The 17,058-nt window shown below is 67.5% G+C and carries 16 protein-coding genes and 1 pseudogene; 6 read left to right on the top strand and 11 right to left on the bottom strand.

What is annotated here, in order from left to right:
- Nucleotides 1-92: 92 nt before the first annotated feature.
- Together G3M57_RS06530 and G3M57_RS06535 are read left to right on the top strand one after the other, a co-directional pair.
- Nucleotides 93-815, top strand: coding sequence for a response regulator transcription factor (locus G3M57_RS06530; RefSeq protein WP_082564768.1), 723 nt, complete (start codon nt 93-95; stop codon nt 813-815).
- The gene (locus tag G3M57_RS06535) at nt 812-2,392 is read left to right on the top strand and encodes a sensor histidine kinase (protein WP_163229544.1); all 1,581 of its coding nucleotides are present in this window, start codon (nt 812-814) and stop codon (nt 2,390-2,392) included. Before G3M57_RS06530 ends, G3M57_RS06535 begins: the two co-directional genes overlap by 4 nt.
- 25 nt (nt 2,393-2,417) lie before the next feature.
- Here G3M57_RS06535 and G3M57_RS06540 read toward each other — a convergent pair whose 3' ends face one another.
- From G3M57_RS06540 to G3M57_RS06550, 3 genes are all read right to left on the bottom strand, one after another.
- Nucleotides 2,418-2,717: a hypothetical protein gene (locus G3M57_RS06540; protein ID WP_163229546.1), complete on the bottom strand. Its 300-nt coding sequence runs from the start codon at nt 2,715-2,717 to the stop codon at nt 2,418-2,420.
- 366 nt (nt 2,718-3,083) lie between these two features.
- A complete protein-coding gene (locus tag G3M57_RS06545) occupies nt 3,084-3,752 on the bottom strand; it encodes an HNH endonuclease signature motif containing protein (RefSeq protein WP_163229547.1) in 669 nt (222 codons plus the stop codon).
- A 373-nt stretch (nt 3,753-4,125) separates the two neighbouring features.
- On the bottom strand, nt 4,126-4,416 hold the full coding sequence (locus G3M57_RS06550; protein ID WP_056762030.1) for a hypothetical protein: 291 nt from the start codon (nt 4,414-4,416) through the stop codon (nt 4,126-4,128).
- A gap of 246 nt (nt 4,417-4,662) precedes the next feature.
- Here G3M57_RS06550 and G3M57_RS06555 point away from each other — a divergent pair, with 246 nt between their 5' ends.
- Nucleotides 4,663-4,902, top strand: coding sequence for a hypothetical protein (locus tag G3M57_RS06555; RefSeq protein ID WP_028039238.1), 240 nt, complete (start codon nt 4,663-4,665; stop codon nt 4,900-4,902).
- A 3-nt stretch (nt 4,903-4,905) separates the two neighbouring features.
- Here G3M57_RS06555 and G3M57_RS06560 read toward each other — a convergent pair whose 3' ends face one another.
- From G3M57_RS06560 to G3M57_RS06580, 5 genes are all read right to left on the bottom strand, one after another.
- Nucleotides 4,906-5,316: a hypothetical protein gene (locus G3M57_RS06560; RefSeq protein ID WP_163229549.1), complete on the bottom strand. Its 411-nt coding sequence runs from the start codon at nt 5,314-5,316 to the stop codon at nt 4,906-4,908.
- Nucleotides 5,317-5,608: 292 nt separating this feature from the next.
- Nucleotides 5,609-7,042, bottom strand: a complete 1,434-nt coding sequence (locus G3M57_RS06565; RefSeq protein WP_208789662.1) for an efflux transporter outer membrane subunit — start codon at nt 7,040-7,042, stop codon at nt 5,609-5,611.
- The gene (locus tag G3M57_RS06570; RefSeq protein ID WP_056762025.1) at nt 7,042-10,221 is read right to left on the bottom strand and encodes an efflux RND transporter permease subunit; all 3,180 of its coding nucleotides are present in this window, start codon (nt 10,219-10,221) and stop codon (nt 7,042-7,044) included. Before G3M57_RS06570 ends, G3M57_RS06565 begins: the two co-directional genes overlap by 1 nt.
- A 226-nt stretch (nt 10,222-10,447) precedes the next feature.
- A complete protein-coding gene (locus G3M57_RS06575; RefSeq protein ID WP_163229551.1) occupies nt 10,448-11,626 on the bottom strand; it encodes an efflux RND transporter periplasmic adaptor subunit in 1,179 nt (392 codons plus the stop codon).
- Between the two features lie 47 nt (nt 11,627-11,673).
- Nucleotides 11,674-11,859 carry a hypothetical protein gene (locus G3M57_RS06580; protein ID WP_056762021.1) on the bottom strand — a complete coding sequence of 62 codons (186 nt, stop codon included), beginning with the start codon at nt 11,857-11,859 and terminating at the stop codon, nt 11,674-11,676.
- Between the two features lie 167 nt (nt 11,860-12,026).
- Here G3M57_RS06580 and G3M57_RS06585 point away from each other — a divergent pair, with 167 nt between their 5' ends.
- A complete protein-coding gene (locus tag G3M57_RS06585; protein WP_163229553.1) occupies nt 12,027-12,665 on the top strand; it encodes a TetR/AcrR family transcriptional regulator in 639 nt (212 codons plus the stop codon).
- Here G3M57_RS06585 and G3M57_RS27395 read toward each other — a convergent pair.
- Nucleotides 12,634-12,807, bottom strand: a pseudogene (locus tag G3M57_RS27395) (hypothetical protein). The gene G3M57_RS06585 and the pseudogene G3M57_RS27395 overlap by 32 nt on opposite strands.
- Nucleotides 12,808-13,174: 367 nt before the next feature.
- Between G3M57_RS27395 and G3M57_RS06590 the strand changes: the two are divergent.
- Complete coding sequence (locus G3M57_RS06590) at nt 13,175-13,399, top strand: hypothetical protein (RefSeq protein WP_056762018.1); 225 nt, start codon at nt 13,175-13,177, stop codon at nt 13,397-13,399.
- A 36-nt stretch (nt 13,400-13,435) separates the two neighbouring features.
- Here G3M57_RS06590 and G3M57_RS06595 read toward each other — a convergent pair whose 3' ends face one another.
- Complete coding sequence (locus G3M57_RS06595; RefSeq protein ID WP_163229555.1) at nt 13,436-14,092, bottom strand: hypothetical protein; 657 nt, start codon at nt 14,090-14,092, stop codon at nt 13,436-13,438.
- Between the two features lie 141 nt (nt 14,093-14,233).
- A complete protein-coding gene (corA, locus tag G3M57_RS06600; RefSeq protein WP_163229557.1) occupies nt 14,234-15,202 on the bottom strand; it encodes a magnesium/cobalt transporter CorA in 969 nt (322 codons plus the stop codon).
- A 176-nt stretch (nt 15,203-15,378) separates the two neighbouring features.
- On the opposite strand from corA, the gene G3M57_RS06605 reads away from it, so the two are divergent.
- Nucleotides 15,379-17,055, top strand: coding sequence for an MFS transporter (locus G3M57_RS06605; protein ID WP_163229559.1), 1,677 nt, complete (start codon nt 15,379-15,381; stop codon nt 17,053-17,055).
- Nucleotides 17,056-17,058: the final 3 nt, after the last annotated feature.

Raw genomic sequence — 17,058 nt, forward strand, 5'->3', positions numbered from 1 at the left:
GGGCGCACACCGGGCCCCTGCACCGAATCTGCACGGCAAACGCGCCGATCCGCCCCGCCGTCCCGGTTGACCCCGCACGCGGAGCGCTGAACATGGGCGACATGCAGCGCACGATCCTGGTCGTCGACGACGACCCCCACATCCGCCAGCTCCTGGTGTTCGCCCTGGCCAAGGCCGGGCTCGAGACCCGCGAGGCGGCCGACGGCGAGGCGGCCCTGGCGGCCGTGGCCGAGCGGACGCCCGACCTGGTGGTGCTGGACATCAACATGCCGCGCCTGGACGGGCTGGAGGTCTGCCGCCGGCTGCGGGCCCGGGGCGACCTGCCGATCCTGTTCCTCAGTTCGCGCGACGACGAGATCGACCGGGTGCTGGGCATCGAGCTGGGGGCCGACGACTATGTGGTCAAGCCGTTCAGCCCGCGCGAGGTGACGGCCCGCGTCCAGGCCATCCTGCGCCGGGCCGGCGGCAAGGGCGCCGAGGCCGCCCCGGCCGACGGCCGCATCGTCCGCGGCCGGCTGAGCCTGGATCCCGAGGCCTGGAGCGCGGCCTGGGCCGACGGCCAGGTGTCGCTGACCGTCACCGAGTTCACGATCCTGAAGACCCTGGCCGCCACCCCGACCAAGGTGTTCAGCCGCGACGCCATCATCGACCGCCTGCGCGGCCCGGGCTTCGCGGTGACCGACCGCACCATCGACAGCCACGTACGAAACCTGCGGGCCAAGTTCGCCGGCGTGGGCGGGCACGACGTGATCGAGACCCGGGCCGGCATCGGCTACCGCCTGGGCGCCTGCCAGGGCGTCGGCGTCGGCGGATGAGCGCCGGGCTGGGGGCGTGGCTGCGGCGCTGGTGGCCGGCCTTGCGCCTGCGGACCATCCTGCTGACCGTGCTGCTGTTCGCCGCCGCCATGCCGGCCATCGGGGCGGTGTTCCTGCGCACCTACGAGAACACCCTGGTGCGCCAGACCGAGGCCGAGCTGACCTCGCAGGGCGCGGCCCTGGCGGCGGCGGCGGCAAATCTGTGGCCCGGCTCCGTGCGCGACCTGACGCCCGCCGACCCCGACGCCCGCGACGACCCCGGCTACTACCGCCCCGAATCGACCAGCGTCGACCTGCGCAGCTCGCCCCTGCTGCCCGAGCGGCCGGCCTCGGTCCCCGGCGCCAGGGCCGATCCCCAGGCCGAGGCGGCGGCCGAGGTGCTGGAGCCGATCTTCGACCAGACCAGCCGCAGCACCCTGGCCTCGATCCTGATCGTCGATCGTCACGGCGTCGTGGTGCGCGGCCTGGGGCAGGGCGGCAGCCTGGCGGCCCTGCCGGAGATCCAGGCGGCGCTGCAGGGCCGTTCGCGCACGGTCCTGCGCCGCAACGGGGCCTATCACCCGCGCTATTCGTTCGAGTGGCTCAGCCGCGCCTCGGCCGTGCGCCTGCACCATGCCCGGCCGGTGGTCGTCAACGGCCGGGTCGTCGGCGCGCTGCTGCTGTCGCGCTCGCCCCGGGCGCTGTTCCGCGGCGTCTATCAGGACCGGGGCAAGCTGCTGGTCGGGGCGGCGGCGACGATCCTGCTGCTGGTGCTGCTGTCGGGCCTGGTGTCGCGCGGCGTGACCCGGCCGATCGAGGCGCTGAGCGCCGCCACCCGCAGCGTGGCCACGGGCCAGGGCAGCGTGCCGGAGACCCCGGCCACCGCCGCCGTCGAGATCCGCGACCTCTACCAGGACTTCCGGGTGATGGCCGACGCCATCGCCGTGCGCTCGCGCTACCTGCGCGACTTCGCCGCCGCCGTCAGCCACGAGTTCAAGACCCCGCTGGCCGGGATCACCGGCGCGGTCGAGCTGCTGGACGACCACTTCGACACCATGACCCCGGACGAGCGGGGCCGGTTCCTTTCCAACATCTCGGCCGACAGCGCCCGTCTGTCGCAGCTGGTCGGCCGGCTGATGGACCTGGCGCGGGCCGACATGGCCATGCCGCAGGCGGGGGTGGCGTCCGAGCTGGCCCCGGCCGCGCGACGGGTGGCCGACGCGCAAGGCCGCGACATCGCCGTGCTCCTCGACCTGCCGGACGACCTGCCCCTGGTCGCCGCCCCCGAGGCGACGGTCGAGACCGTGCTGACCACCCTGGTCGAGAACAGCCGCCAGGCCGGGGCGAAGGTGGTGCGGATCGCCGCGGCGGCGGTCGGTGACGAGGTGATGCTGCGGGTGTCGGACGACGGCCCCGGCGTCCCGGCCGCCGACCGCGACCGCCTGTTCGAACCGTTCTTCACCAGCCGCCGCGAGACGGGCGGGACGGGGCTTGGGCTGTCGATCGCGCGGTCGCTGCTGGCGGCCAGCCAGGGGCGGATTTCGTTGGTCGAGGGAGAGGCGGGGGCGGTGTTTGAGGTGGGGTTGCCGAGGGGGTGAGGGGAAGGGCAGGTGCCTTGTAGGTTCATGGCTGTGATGATGCGCTATAGATTGGAACAAGCGTGTGCATGTCACGAAGGGGGCGGGTGAAGAATTCAGTTTCCGTGAATATTGTGATGTCTAAAGGTGCGCCGGTTATCTGAGATAGCGGGGCTAAGGCGGTGCGGATCTCTGAGCCGAGGGCGGCAAGGGGCCGCTTGGTTGGAGAAACGATCACTACTAGATCAACATCGTTGAAGGGCTGTTCAAGAAAGTACGAGCCCATGCCGTAGATGGCGCTAACACCGTCAAGCGCTTGTGCCATTTTGCGGGTTGTCTCGATCATTGAACTTTTGGTCAGCTCCGAAATCCCTATTCCGTAGCGCAGGAGCAAGCGTTCCCGCGTTGTAAAGTCCGATGTTACGCCTATCGCAGAACTCGGACGCTTCCCCCGTGGCTCCATTCCACTTGCCACCAAAATAGATGATATTGGTGTCAGGGAAGGTGGAGACCACTCGTTCAACAAGTTCAAGAGAGACGCTATATGCATTTACGCACACAACCGTAAGGCTATCGCCTTGAACGTTACGTATGATGTCAAACACGATATCATCGTGACGTGATATTATCCTAACGTTCTCATGGCTGGCGAGTACCCTTTCCAAAAACGTGATGCTACTGAAGGGGACTCCGAAATTATTTGCGCCGTTATTCATCCGAACGCATCTCCGAAGCCAGCTGGAAATTGTGGATAGTGGTCTTTTCGGTCATAGACATGAGCCTCGTAACTCTCAGCGTGGTTGGCAAATTCGGCGAACGCTATCGACTGTTCCTTGTTCAGCAACCCGATATTAGCTCGCACGACGTTCATGATACGACGGTTATTTGGGAGGATTTTATCCATTCGCCGCAGCTGCCATAGGTCAAATGCATTGGAGGCTGGTGATCGCTGGGCCACTTCCGACTGAGGCCCAAGTTCCTTCCAGGTGACATGGTTCTCGGCTAGCAACAGCGAGGTGAGGCGCCTTAACTCATCGAAGTTTTCGAAGCGCTCCTCTTCACCTAAGCGGCGGACACGATCCTCGCGCTGTGCCTTCCATTCCCTGAGCACACTAGCTGGGAATTCGCCCGCCGGCGCTTTGTCGACCTCTCGATGATGTGTCGGGCAAAGCAGAACAAGGTTGTCGTAAGAATCGTCGCCGCCGACTCCGTCGCCGCGCGGCCCTTCCTTGGCTTGCGCGATTACGTGTGCCATTTCGCCAATGATGTAGTCCCGGCCTTGCTCGGCACAGCGGGTTAGATCTTCATTGCAGCCAGGCTTCGAGCAACTACCAGCCGCTCTGCCCCACAATAGCTTGATGTCTAAAGTTGAAATGGCCATGCGCCATCGTAGGACGGAACTCGGCCTCCAGGGAGAGCGATCTGAGCCCACGGACGCTACCGCGACTTTGCTCTTCCTGTCAGGCGAGGTTCGGCACTCCACTTTCACTGGTGCTTTCACCCTTGCTTGTCAAAGACCCCCATCCGCTCCGGATAGGGCCGCGCCTTAAACCCTTGGTGGATCGGAGCTCTGGCGTCTGGCCGAGTCAAGGACGACGCGGAGCGTCGCCGCGACGCGGCCGCCGGAGGCGGTCCTTGACTCGGCCAGACGCCAGAGCAGGCTCGCCATCAAGGCTTTAAGGCGCGGCCTCGCCCGTTGGCGGTTGAGAAGAAGAGCGGCGCGTCGGTTTAGGCGGCGTCAGCCGACCTTGGCCTCAAGGCGCCTTCCGGGACAGGCCGTGTCCCAAGGCCGCGATGGCGATTATGCCAAACGGCCAGAGGCTGAAAAGAACGGTTTGCCAGACCTGGAAGCGGTGGAAGTCGATGGCGTTGTGCGACTGTCCCTGCTTGCCGCAGTATCCGAACGGGTGATCCAGGTAGAAATAGTGGGTCGACGCGTTGCAGAGGTGAATGGGGCCGTCTGGAAACAGGGCCACCCCGCCGACGAACCACACCAGCATGATCATGCCGATCACCGAGATCAAATTGCCCCGGAGCGTGATCATCCTTTCCGATGTCCACTGACGTTCAAGCGGCATGGTCCGGCCTGTCTCTTCCTGGGCGTCCCTGCCGCAGCCGGTGGATCGGAGCTGTGGCGTGCGACCAAGTCAAGGCGCGTCCTGGCCGTTGGCGGGCCTTCTGCTCATCCGTGCAACGGGGAGAAGAGAGCGGCCCCCAATGAATTGATCACCCACGGGACCGAACCGCGCCGTCCGGCATTGAACCCTCGCGCCGACCGATGGAGACTTCGAATGACCGGACTGTTGGCGATCGACCTGTTCGCCGTCGTGATCTTCGCCCTGGGGTTCCTGCTGGCCTTCAAGCCCGGCGTCTTCCGCGCGCTCAGGGGGCGGGAGCGGGGCGTGTCCGAGGACGTCGCCTCGGCCCTGCGCATCGCCGGGGTGATGGCCATGGCGTTCAGCGTGATGATCTGCGTGTTCGCCAACCTGATCGTCCGCTACTCGGCGGCCAGCGCGGCGGCGGGGTCCTGAGCCCTACAGCCGGCCGCGTCGTCCGCCCTTGAGCTTGTCCAGCGCGCGGCGGGCGTGCTCGACCTGGGCGGCGACTGGGGCGTCCACGGGCGCGTCCACGGGCGCGTCCACTGGGGCGGCGGCGGCCCTGGAGGCCATCAGCATCTCGCGCACATTGGCCAGGCCCTGGGCGGCGTGCAGGCCGGCGGCGGCCGTCTCGGCGATCTGCGGCTTGCCGCGCGGCGTCGGCAGGACCAACGCGACCTTGCGGGCCATGGCGGCTAGGTCGCCGATGGCTTTCGCCTTGTCGCGGGCCTGGCGGATGGCGGCGGGATCGGTGGTGGCCTCGATGCTCTTCCAGGCCGCCTCGAGGGCGTCCATCAGCTGGAGCTGGAAGGTCAGGCAGCGGGTGGGGATGTCTTGGGCTTGGGTCATGCCGCTAGTGTGCGGCCGTCCTGGAGGGTGGGGACAGGAAACATGCGTTTTTGTGTAGGGGTTTGATCGGGTTGAGGTTTGTTTCGGCGGGAGCGGGGATAAACGGCGTTTCAACCCACCTCGCCACCGTCATCCCGGGCCTCGTGCCCGGGACCCCTCCGTCCGCCGCAGGTGCGGAGGGGCGGCGCGCCGGCGCGCCGGCGCGCCAAGGCGCTTCACCTGCGAGCTGAACCAGGGGTCCCGGGCACAAGGCCCGGGATGACGGACTGAATAGCAACCTTGTGGATAACTTTTACGACGTCCACCCACCGCCCAGCGCCTTGTAGATCGCCACGACGTTGGTGTTGACCCCCGTCTCGGCGACGGTCAGCGAGTCCTCGGCCGCCAGCAGGGTCCGTTCGGCGTCCAAAAGCACCAGGAAGTCGATGCCGCCTTCCTTGTACTGGATGCGGGCCAGCTCGGCGGCGCGGCGCGAGGCGGCGGCCTGGTTGGTCAGGCTGACCAGTTGGGCCTGCTGCTGGCGGTAGGCGACCAGGGCGGTCTCCAGGTCCTCCAGCGCCCGCAGCACGGTCTGGTCGTAGACGGCCAGGCTGGCGTCGTTGCGAGCCTGGGCCGCCTTCAGCCGCTGGTGGGCGCCGCCCAGGTCGAGGGCCGGCCAGGACACCGACGGGGCCACCGACCAGGCCTGGCTGGCGCTGTTGCCGAAGCCCGAGGCCGAGCCCGACAGGAAGCCGATGAAGCCGCTGACCCGCACGCGGGGGAACAGGTCGGCCGTGGCGACCCCGACCTTGGCGGTCTGGGCGGCCAGGCGGCGCTCGGCGGCCTGGACGTCGGGGCGCCGGCGCAGCAGGTCGGACGCGTCGCCGATCGGCAGGGCGGCGATCAGCGGCGTGACCTCGGCTGTTGTGGCGACCAGGACCGCGTCCAGCTCGCCCGGCCGCTTGCCGACCAGGACGCAGAGCCGGTAGTTGGCCCGTTTCTCGGCGGTGATCAGCGACGGGATCGCCGCCTCGGTGGCGTTCAGGCGGGCCTGGGCGCTGGCCACGTCGATCGGGCTGCCGGCCCCGGCGTTGTAGCGCACCTGGGTCAGGCGCAGGGTCTCGCGCTGGGTGTCGAGGTTGCGGTTGGCCACGGCCAGCCGGGCCTGGGCCCCGCGCAGTTCGAGGTAATTTCGAGCCACCTCGGCGGCGATGGTCACCTGGGCGTCGCGCAGGTCGGCTTGCGCCGCCCCGGCCTCGGCCCGGGCCGATTCCACGCCCCGGCGGACGCGGCCGAACAGGTCGATCTCCCAGCCGGCGTCGAAGCCGGCCTGGTAGGTCTCGCTCTCCACCCGCTGGCCGTTCGAGCCCGGCTGCTGCTGGTCGCTCTTCTGGTAGGCGCCGCTGGCGGTGACCCGCGGCAGCTGGTCCAGGCGCGCGTCCTTGAACAGGGCCCGGGCCTCGTCCACCCGGGCGACCGCGACGCGGATGTCGAGGTTGCCGGCCAGGGCCTGGCTGATCAGGCCGTCCAGCACCGGGTCGTTGAACGCCTTCCACCATTGGGCCTCGGGCGCGGCGGTCGAGAAGGCCCCGGCCGGGGCGTTCTGCAGCACCACCGGCGCCTGGACCGGGGTCTTGTAGTCCGGGCCCACGGCGCAGGCCGAGAGCAGGAGCATGCTGGCGAACAGGCCGAGCTGGACCTTCAGGCTGCGCCAGCCGGGCTGGCGGGGTTGGATTGAAGCAAGCATCAGTGCGCCTCCACGACGGGCGTGGTTTGTTTGGCCGCCTTCAAGGCCGCCCGGCGGGCGGTGTTGCGGCGGATGACGAAGTAGAAGATCGGGGTCAGGACCAGGCCGAAGACCGTGACGCCCAGCATGCCGGAGAACACCGCCACGCCCATGGCCCGGCGCATCTCCGCGCCCGCCCCGTGCGAGACGACCAGCGGCCACACGCCCATGATGAAGGCGATCGAGGTCATCAGGATCGGCCGCAGCCGCAGGCGGCAGGCCTCCAGCACCGCCTGCATCGGGGTGTCGCCGTGCTCCTCGCGTTCCTTGGCGAACTCGACGATCAGGATGGCGTTCTTACACGCCAGCCCCACCAGCACGATCAGCCCGATCTGGGTGAAGATGTTGTTGTCGCCATGGGTCAGCAGCACGCCGGCCAGGGCCGACAGTAGGGTCATCGGCACGATCAGGATGACCACCAGCGGCAGGCTCCAGCTCTCGTACTGGGCGACCAGCACCAGGAAGGCCAGCAGCACGCAGAGCGGGAAGATGTAGACCGCCGTGTTGCCCGCCAGGATCTGCTGGTAGGTCAGCTCGGTCCACTCGTAGCCCATGCCGTTGGGCAGCTCCTGCTTGGCCAGGTCCTCCAGCGCCTTCTGGGCCTGGCCCGTCGAGTAGCCGGGGGCCGGGCCGCCGTTGATCTCGGCCGTGAGCACGCCGTTGTAATGGCTCTCGCGGTCGGGGCCCGTGGCCTCCTTGAAGCTGACGAAGGCGCCTAGCGGGATCATCTGGCCCGACCCGTTGCGGGTCTGCAGGCGCAGCATCTGCTCGGGCTGCAGGCGGAATTTCTGGTCGGCCTGGACGTTGACCTCGTAGGTGCGGCCAAAGCGGTTGAAGTCGTTGACGTACAGCGAGCCCAGATAGACCTGCATGGTCTCGAAGAGGTCGGTCAGGCTGACGCCCGAGGCCCGGGCCTTCTCGCGATCGATGTTGGCCTCGATCTTCGGCACGCTGACCTGGTAGGTCGAGAACACGCCGGCCAGGGCGGGGTCCTTGCGGGCCTTGTCGATCAGGTTCTGGGTCTGCTTGTTCAGCTCGTCCGGACCCAGGCCCGCGCGGTCGACGATCTGCATGCGGAAGCCGCCGATCGTGCCCAGCCCCTGCACCGACGGCGGCGGGAAGACCGCGATCTGGGCGTCGGGGATGGCGCCGAACTTCTGGTTCAGCTGGCCGACGATGGCGTTGGCCGACATCGACTTGTCCTTGCGGTCCTTGAAGTCGGACAGCGGGAAGAACACCGCGCCGGAGTTGGGGCTGTTGATGAAGCCGTTGGCCGACAGGCCGGGGAAGGCCACCGAGTGCTTGATGCCAGGCACCTTCATGGCGATGTCGCCCATCTGGCGGATGACCGCCTCGGTGCGGTCCAGCGAGGCCGCGTCGGGCAGTTGCACGACGGCGACCACATAGGCCTTGTCCTGCTGGGGCACGAAACCGCCGGGGGTCTTCATGAAGGCCCCGATCGTCAGGGCCAGCAGCAGGCCGTAGATCACCAGCCCCGCGGTCGACTTGCCCAGGGTGCGGCCGACATTGCGGACATAGCCGTTCGACGCCTTGGCGAAGAAGCGGTTGAACGGGTTGAACAGCCAGCCCAGGGCCGCGTCGATCAGCTTCTGGAAGCGGTCCTTGGGCGCGTCGTGGCTCTTGAGCAGCACCGCGGCCAGGGCCGGAGACAGCGTCAGGGAGTTGAAGGCCGAGATCACCGTCGAGATGGCGATGGTCAGGGCGAACTGACGATAGAACTGGCCCGACAGGCCGCTGATGAAGGCGGTCGGGATGAACACCGCGCACAGCACCAGGGCCGTGGAGATGATCGGCCCGGTGACCTCGCTCATGGCCTTGCGGGTGGCCGCCGCCGGTTCGAGGCCGTTGGATATGTTGCGCTCGACGTTCTCGACCACGACGATGGCGTCGTCGACGACGATGCCGATGGCCAGCACCAGGCCGAACAGGGTCAGGGCGTTGAGGCCGAAGCCCAGCATCAGCAGGACGGCGAAGGTGCCGATCAGCGAGACGGGCACGGCGATCAGCGGGATGATCGAGGCGCGCCAGCCCTGCAGGAACAGCACCACCACCAGCACCACCAGGATGATGGCCTCGATCAGGGTGTGGATCACCGAGTCGATCGATTCCTGCACGAAGGCGGTGGTGTCGTAGATGATCTCGTAGTCGACGCCCTCGGGGAACTCCTTCTTCAGCTCCTTCATCGTCTTCTTGATGTCGGCGGCCATGGCCAGGGCGTTGGAGCCGGGGCGCTGGAAGATCGGCATGGCCACGGCCGACTTGTTGTCGAGCAGCGAGCGCAGGGCGTAGTTGTTGGCGCCCATCTCGACCCGGGCCACGTCGCCCAGGTGGGTCAGTTCGCCATTGGCGCCGGAGCGGATGATGACGTTGCGGAACTGCTCCTCGTCGGTCAGGCGGCCGGGCGCGTTGATCGACAGCTGGAAGTCCGAGCCCATGTTGGTGGGCGGCGCCCCCAGCTGGCCGGCGGCGACCTGGACGTTCTGCTCGCGCAGGGCTTTGACCACGTCGCCGGCCGTCATGTTCAGCGAGGCCAGCTTTTCCGGATCCAGCCACACCCGCATGGAGTAGGCGCCGGCCCCGAAGATCTGCACGTCTCCGACGCCGTCGACGCGCTTGAGGCGGTCACGGACGTTCAGCTGCGCGTAGTTGCTCAGATAGAGCATGTCGTAGCGGTTGTTGGGCGAGATCATGTGCACGACCAGGGTCAGGTCGGGCGAGGCCTTGTCGGTGGTCACGCCGATGCGCTGCACCTCCTGGGGCAGCTTCGGCAGGGCCTGGGCGACGCGGTTCTGGACCTGCACCTGGGCCTTGTCGAGGTCGGTGCCCAGGGCGAAGGTGACGGTCAGGATCATGGCCCCGTCCGACGCCGACTGCGAGGACTGGTAGATCATGCCCTCGACGCCGTTGATCGCCTGCTCCAGCGGGGCGGCGACGGTCTGGCCGATGACGGCGGGGTTGGCGCCCGGATAAGCGGCGCGCACGACCACGGTCGGCGGCACCACCTCGGGATATTCCGAGATCGGCAGACGCGGCAGAGCCACCAGCCCGGCGATGAAGATGACGATCGAGAGCACGGCGGCGAAGCGCGGTCTGCTCACGAAGAACTTTGAGAAATTCATGGGAGGCGCCTTTTGCGGGCGAGTATGGGGAGGAGGCAAGGAGGGGGCGTGGACCGGTTCAAACCGGCCTGAAGGCGAATTCCTGATCCGCTCATCCCGGCGAATGCCGGGACCCAGATGGAAGAGCTGGGAAGCTGACGCCAAGAGCGCCGCGTTCTTCCAGCCCACCCCGTCGCCATGGGATCTGGGTCCCGGCTTTCGCCGGGATGAGCGGGTTAAAGGACGGTCAGTTCTGAGAAACCGAGTTGATCATCGCGACCCGCTGCGGACCGGTTTCGAACTGCGACAGGTCCGAGGACAGGTCGGTCTTGACGACCACCGGGTTGACGGTGTCGCCCGGCTTGACCTTCTGCAGGCCGCCGACGATCACCCGGTCGCCGGGCTTCAGACCGGTGCGGATGATGCGCAGGTTGCCGGCCAGCGGGCCGATCTCGACCGGGCGGTACTCGGCCTTGTTGTTGGCGCCCACCACCACGACGTAGCGCTTGCCCAGGTCGGTGGCCACCGCGCGGTCGGGGGCCAGGGCCACCGTCTGCGAGGTGTCGCTGACCATGCGGATGCGGGCGAACAAGCCGGGGGTGAACCGGCCGTCGGCGTTGGCGAAGATCGCCCGGCCGTTGATCGTGCCGCTCTTGGCGTCCAGGGCGTTGTCGATGAACTTCAGCTGGCCCTGGTGCGGATAACCGTCCTCGGTCATCAGGCCCATATAGACGGGGCTCGCCTTGCCGCGTTCGGCCGAGGCGTACTTCAGGAAGGTCTGCTCGTCGGCGTTGAACGTCGCGTAGATCGGGGTGTCGCTGACCACCGTGGTCAGCAGGTCGGACGGGGTGACCAGGTTGCCGCGGGTGATCACGGCCTTGGAGACCCGGCCGTCGATCGGCGAGACCACGCGGGTCCATTCCAGGTTCAGCCTGGCGGTCTGGTAGGCGGCGTTGGCGGCGCCGAGATTGGCCTGGGCGGCCTTTTCCTCGGCGGAGAGCCGGTCGAACTCGCTCTGGGCCAGGGCGTTCTGCTCGATCAGCCGGCGGCCGCGCTCGCGGTTGACGACGGCCAGGTCCAGCTGGGCCTTGGCCCGGGCCACCTCGGCCTGGGCGCGGTTGGCCTCGGCCTGGTAGGGGCGCGGGTCGATCTGGAACAGCACCTGGCCCTTGCGGACCCGGGCGCCTTCCTCGAACCGGGCGCCGTCGATGAAGCCGCTGACGCGCGGGCGGATGTCGACAGTGTCGATGGCCTCGAGACGGCCGGTGAAGTCATCCCACTGGCGCAGTTCCTTGAAGGCTACGGGGGTGATGGTGACCTGGGCGGGCGGCGGAGCGGCTTCCTGCTTGGCCTGGGCGCTGCAGGCGGCCAGCACGGCCACGGCGGCCAGGCCGGCGAACGAGGTGAAAACGGGGCGGAGGGACATAGGCGTACCTATCGGACAGAAGAAGCGGGGAGGAGACGGCGGTTTTTCTATTCCCAGACGGGGCGCCGGGATTTCTGGCGGACCTTGGGCGAGGCGGCCCAGTCCCGACCGGACGAACCCTCGGGGCCCTGGCCGATCAGCTTGCGGAGGGAACGGGCGGGGCCGGCCAGCCAGGCGGCTTTGGCGGGCGAGGCGTCGGCGTGTTGGCCTTGAGGGCTTGCGCTCGGGGGCATGGCTCGCGCTCCGTTCCGGGGTTAAGGATCAAATGTCGCAGTTGCTGTTGCTTGACGTGACGTCCATCTGTGACGATGTAGTCGTATGTGACGATACCGTTCGGTATCATCCACGCGGTGAGAGATACTGACCGGTAACTCTCGCGTCAAGGTGAGGTGCTGTGAAAATGGCTGAGAGAAATTCTGGCGGGGGCAAGCTGGACGACCTGGAGGCGCCCGTGTGCGCTCCGTTGTCCAAGCGACCGGCCCGCGACCGGATCTTCGAAACCGCCCGCGAGCTGTTCTATCAGCATGGCATCCGCGCGGTGGGGGTCGAGGCGATCGCCGCCGAAGCCGACGCCACCAAGATGACGCTGTACCGCAACTTCCCGTCCAAGGACGAGCTGGTGGCCGAGGTGCTGCGCGAGCAGGAACGCGACTACTGGGCCTGGTGGGACGAGGTCGTCGGCTGCACCTGCGGCGACCCGCGGGCCCAGCTGGAGGCGATCTTCGACGCCTTCGAGACCAAGGCCTGCAACGCCGACGTCCACGGCTGCCCGCTGTCCAACGCCGCCATCGAACTGCACGAAGCCGACCATCCGGCCCAGAAGGTGTCGGTGGCCTACAAGCAACAGCTCCACGCCCGCCTTGTCGACCTGTGCCGGCGGGCCGGCGCGCCGGACGAGGACCTGGCCGACGGCCTGATGCTGCTGATGGAAGGCTCCTATACCGCCCGCGTCACCCTGGGCGCCGCGGGCCCTGTGCGCGCCGTGGCGCGCGCCGGTCGGGCGCTGATCAAGGCGCACCTGGATCAGAAGGACTGCTGAGAGACCCTGCGTCCTTCGAGGCCCGCTTTCGCGGGCGCCTCAGGATGAGGAGCGTTTTGGCTGTGAATGCCTCATCCTGAGGTGCGAGCCGTAGGCGAGCCTCGAAGGACGCAAGGCCAAGACGCGCCGCGCGGACACCCATCCCCCGACGGGTCCGCGCGGCGCGCGCCGGCGCCGCCGAAGGGGAGGGAAAAGGCGGCGCCTCTTAAAGCCTATCAGCGGAATAGGATTTGAGTCCCGGCAGATTTTCTGACCCCGTCGACAGATCATCGAACGACCCGAGAAACTAAAAACAGGGCCAGGAGTTCTGGCTCGCGTCAGTTGCGTTCCGGACTTAACCGTGTCGTCAAGTTGTGAAATTGCGAGCCTATAAGATGTGTCGATGTCATCCCCCCGTAGGGCGAATGTCGATCTGACCTCGATGTTTCGGGGCCGATCCGCGCCCGAACAACCGCTCGTTCGCGCTGTTGGATCAGCGCTCCCAATTCGATTTGCGTAAGGAGCTCGTGATGGCTCTGCTGATTTCCGTCGCCCCGGCCGAGCAGGGCTGGGCCGTGCGCTCCGAGGCCCTCGAGGCCGAACTGACCTTCGAACGCGGCGGCCGGGCGGAAGCCGCCGCCCGGGACTTGGCCAATCGCCTGGCCGCCTCCGGCCATGCCGCCGAGGTGCGCGTGTTCCTGCGCGACGGCGCCGAGGCGGGACGGTTCCTGCACCCGGCGCGCTGGGCGAGCTGAAAGCGCCCGGGCCGACTGCCGGCCCGGGCGGTCGGCTCAGGAGAAGGTGACGTCGACCCGGGCGTAGTGAAGGTCTATTCCCGGGAACCCGCCACGCCGCAGGCCGCTTTCGATCAGCCGATAGGTCGCCAGGCCGTCGGCCGAGCCGGGGGCCGTTCTGGGAAGCGCGGCCACCGCGGCGGCGAACGCCGCCTCGAACGACTTTCCGTAGCCGATCTCCTCGGGCGGGGGCGTCCCGCCCTGGAGGGCGACGGCGGGCCGTTCGTCGAAGGCGAGGTCCTCGATCTCGACCGTGTGGTGGCCGTCCGCGTCGTGGATTACGACGACCGGCGCCCCCGCCGGAAACCCGAAGATCTCCGAGAGTTTGAAAGGCTTCAGGGCCGGCAATGCGAACTGCGGCGTATAGACCCAGAAGTCGAATTGCGGCGGGTAGATCTTGAGCGGGCTTTGCCGAATGTCCGGGATCTGGCTCACGCTCGACAGCGTGCCCCAGGCCTGGATGAGCAGGGCGCGTCCAAGGCGAAACGCACGGTATTCGGCCCTTCCGTAGCTTTCGGAATAGCCGGGCGGCGGCCCGCTGATGCTGCTGTTCGGGATCAGCGGAGGAAAGGGCCAGATGCTGGGGCCTCCGGCCGCGGCTGGGAGGCTGGCGGCCAGGGGAAAGGGTGTTTCGGGACCGCTTTGACGGTTCATGATCGTGTCCGAGCGCTGGATTTGAGGGGCGGACGCAAAGCAACTCGTACTATCGCGAATTAACCATAAATTGATTTCCGCCGATAGGTTCGCCGTTAAGTTTATTGACCCGCCCGGGCCTTTCCGACGGGGCGGCGTCTGTCACAGCCACTCGTTCTTCTTGAACCGCCAGTACAGCCATCCCACCACGCCGACGATTCCCACCATCACCGCGGGGTATCCCCACACCCAATGCAGCTCCGGCATGTGCTCGAAGTTCATGCCGTAGATGCCGGCCACCGCCGTCGGCACGGCCAGGATGGCGGCCCAGGCGGCCAGCTTTCGGGTGATCGCGCTCTGCCGCTGCTGTTCCAGCAGGGAGGCGGCCTCGAACACCGAGGTGATCACCTCGCGCAGGGCGTCGACCATGCCCTCGACCTTCTGGGTGTGGTCGAGCACGTCGCGGAAATAGGGGCGGACGTCGTCGTCCAGGCAGGGCGTCTCCAGGTGCTCCAGCCGCCCGCAGACCTCGGCCATGGGGGAGAGGACCCGCTTGAAGCGGATCAGGTCGCGCCGCAGGTGGAACAGGCGCTTGACCTCGCCGTGGCTGAGAAAGGCCTCAAGCGTGCGGCGCTCGATGTCCAGCACCTCGTCCTCCAGGGCCTGGATGATCGGCAGGTAGCCGTCGACCACGAAGTCGAGCACCGCGTGCAGCACGTAGTCCGAACCCTTGGCCAGCAGGGTCGGCGAGGCCTCCAGCTGGTCGCGCAGCTCGGTGTGGGCCCGAGCCGAGCCGTGCCGGACGGTGATCAGGTGGCCCTCGCCGACGAAGATCGCCGTTTCGCCATAGGCGATCTGGGCGTCGACCAGTTGGGCGGTGCGGGCCACCACGAACAGCTCGCGGCCATAGATCTCGACCTTGGGCCGCTGGTGGGCGTTGAGCGCGTCCTCGATCGCCAGCGGGTGCAGCTTGAAGCGGGCCCGCAGCCGATCCAGCTCGGCCTCGCTGGGCTCGTAGAGGCCGATCCAGACGAACTCGCCGGGCTTGACCGCCAGGGCGTCATCCTTGTCGAGGCTGATCTCCCGGACTCGCGCGCCGTTCTTGTAGACATAGGCCGCGACGACGCTCATCGGGATCCCCAACCGCTTGTCTGGTCCCGTAAAATGGGACCGTGAAGATTTCTCCGAGCCAACGCTTCGGCTTTCGTCCGGTTCATGTTTAGCCTCTCGCCAACGCCGCGCACGCCGGTCATGATGGTTGCGGTAACAGTGTTTGATCGCCGGCCGCGGCGACGGGGGAAATGCGAATGGGAAGCGACGCCGCGCAAACGGTGAAGGGCGCCAAGGGCGGTCGCGCCGTCGGGCGCAAGGACGCCTTGGTCATCGGGGCCGCCTCGGTCGGCACGGTGTTCGAGTGGTACGACTTCTACCTCTACGGCTCGCTGGCCACCTACATCACCAAGCATTTCTTCTCGGGCGTCAACGAGACCACCGGCTATATCTTCGCCCTGCTGGCCTTCGCGGCGGGCTTCGCGGTCCGACCGTTCGGGGCCCTGGTGTTCGGCCGGTTGGGCGATCTGTGGGGCCGTAAGAACACCTTCCTGATCACCATGCTGCTGATGGGTCTGTCGACCTTCACGGTCGGCCTGCTGCCCAGCTACGCCGCCATCGGGATCGCCGCGCCCATCGCCTTGGTGATCATGCGCCTGGTCCAGGGCCTGGCCCTGGGCGGCGAGTACGGCGGCGCCGCCACCTATGTGGCCGAGCACGCCCCGCCGGGACGGCGCGGCTTCTACACCAGCTTCATCCAGGTGACGGCGACGTTCGGCCTGTTCCTCAGCCTGGTGGTGATCCTGCTGACCCGCAAAGCGACCGGCGCGGACGCCTTCGAGGCCTTCGGCTGGCGCATTCCCTTCCTGATCTCGGTGCTGCTGCTGGGCGTGTCGCTGTGGATCCGCCTGCAACTGTCCGAAAGCCCGTCGTTCCAGAAGATGGTCGACGAGGGCAAGGGCAGCAAGAAGCCCCTGGCCGACTCGTTCGCCAACTGGGGCAATCTGAAGATCGTGCTGCTGGCGCTGGTGGGGCTGACCGCCGGCCAAGCGGTGGTCTGGTACACCGGCCAGTTCTACGCCCTGTTCTTCCTGGAGAAGATGCTCAAGGTCGACGGCGGCACGACCAACCTGCTGGTGGCTGTCGCTCTGCTGATCGGCACGCCGTTCTTCGTGATCTTCGGCTGGCTGTCGGACAAGATCGGCCGCAAGCCGATCATCATGCTGGGCTGCATCCTGGCGGCCCTGACCTATTTCCCGCTGTTCAAGACCCTGACGACGGCCGCCAATCCGCAACTGGCCGCCGCCGTGGCCTCGGCCCCGGTCACCGTCGTGGCCGACCCGGCCGACTGCTCGTTCCAGTTCGACCCGGTGGGCAAGACGGTGTTCAACCGCTCGTGCGACCTGGCCAAGTCGTACCTCGCCAAGGCCGGCGTCACCTACAGCAACCAGGCGGCCCCGGCCGGCTCGGTCGCCCAGGTGAAGATCGGCCAGGCGACCATCGCCTCGTTCCCGGGCCAGACCCTGGACAAGGCGACCTTCAAGGCCCGCAAGACGGCCTGGGAAAAGGAGCTCGGCGCCGCGCTGAAGACCGCCGGCTATCCGGCCAAGGCCGACGACGCCCTGATCAACAAGCCGCTGGTGGTGGCGGTGCTGGCGATCCTGGTGCTGTACGTGACCATGGTCTACGGCCCGATCGCCGCCATGCTGGTCGAGCTGTTCCCCACCAACATCCGCTACACCTCGATGAGCCTGCCCTACCATATCGGCAACGGCTGGTTCGGGGGCTTCCTGCCGACCACGGCCTTCGCCATGGTCGCCGCCACGGGCAACATCTATTACGGCCTGTGGTACCCGATCGTGGTGGCCGCGGTGACCGCGGTGGTGGGCGTCCTGTTCCTGAAGGAAACCAAGGACGTCGACATCGAGGCGTAGCCG

The sequence above is a fragment of the Caulobacter rhizosphaerae genome, from assembly GCF_010977555.1.
Lineage (GTDB): Bacteria > Pseudomonadota > Alphaproteobacteria > Caulobacterales > Caulobacteraceae > Caulobacter > Caulobacter rhizosphaerae.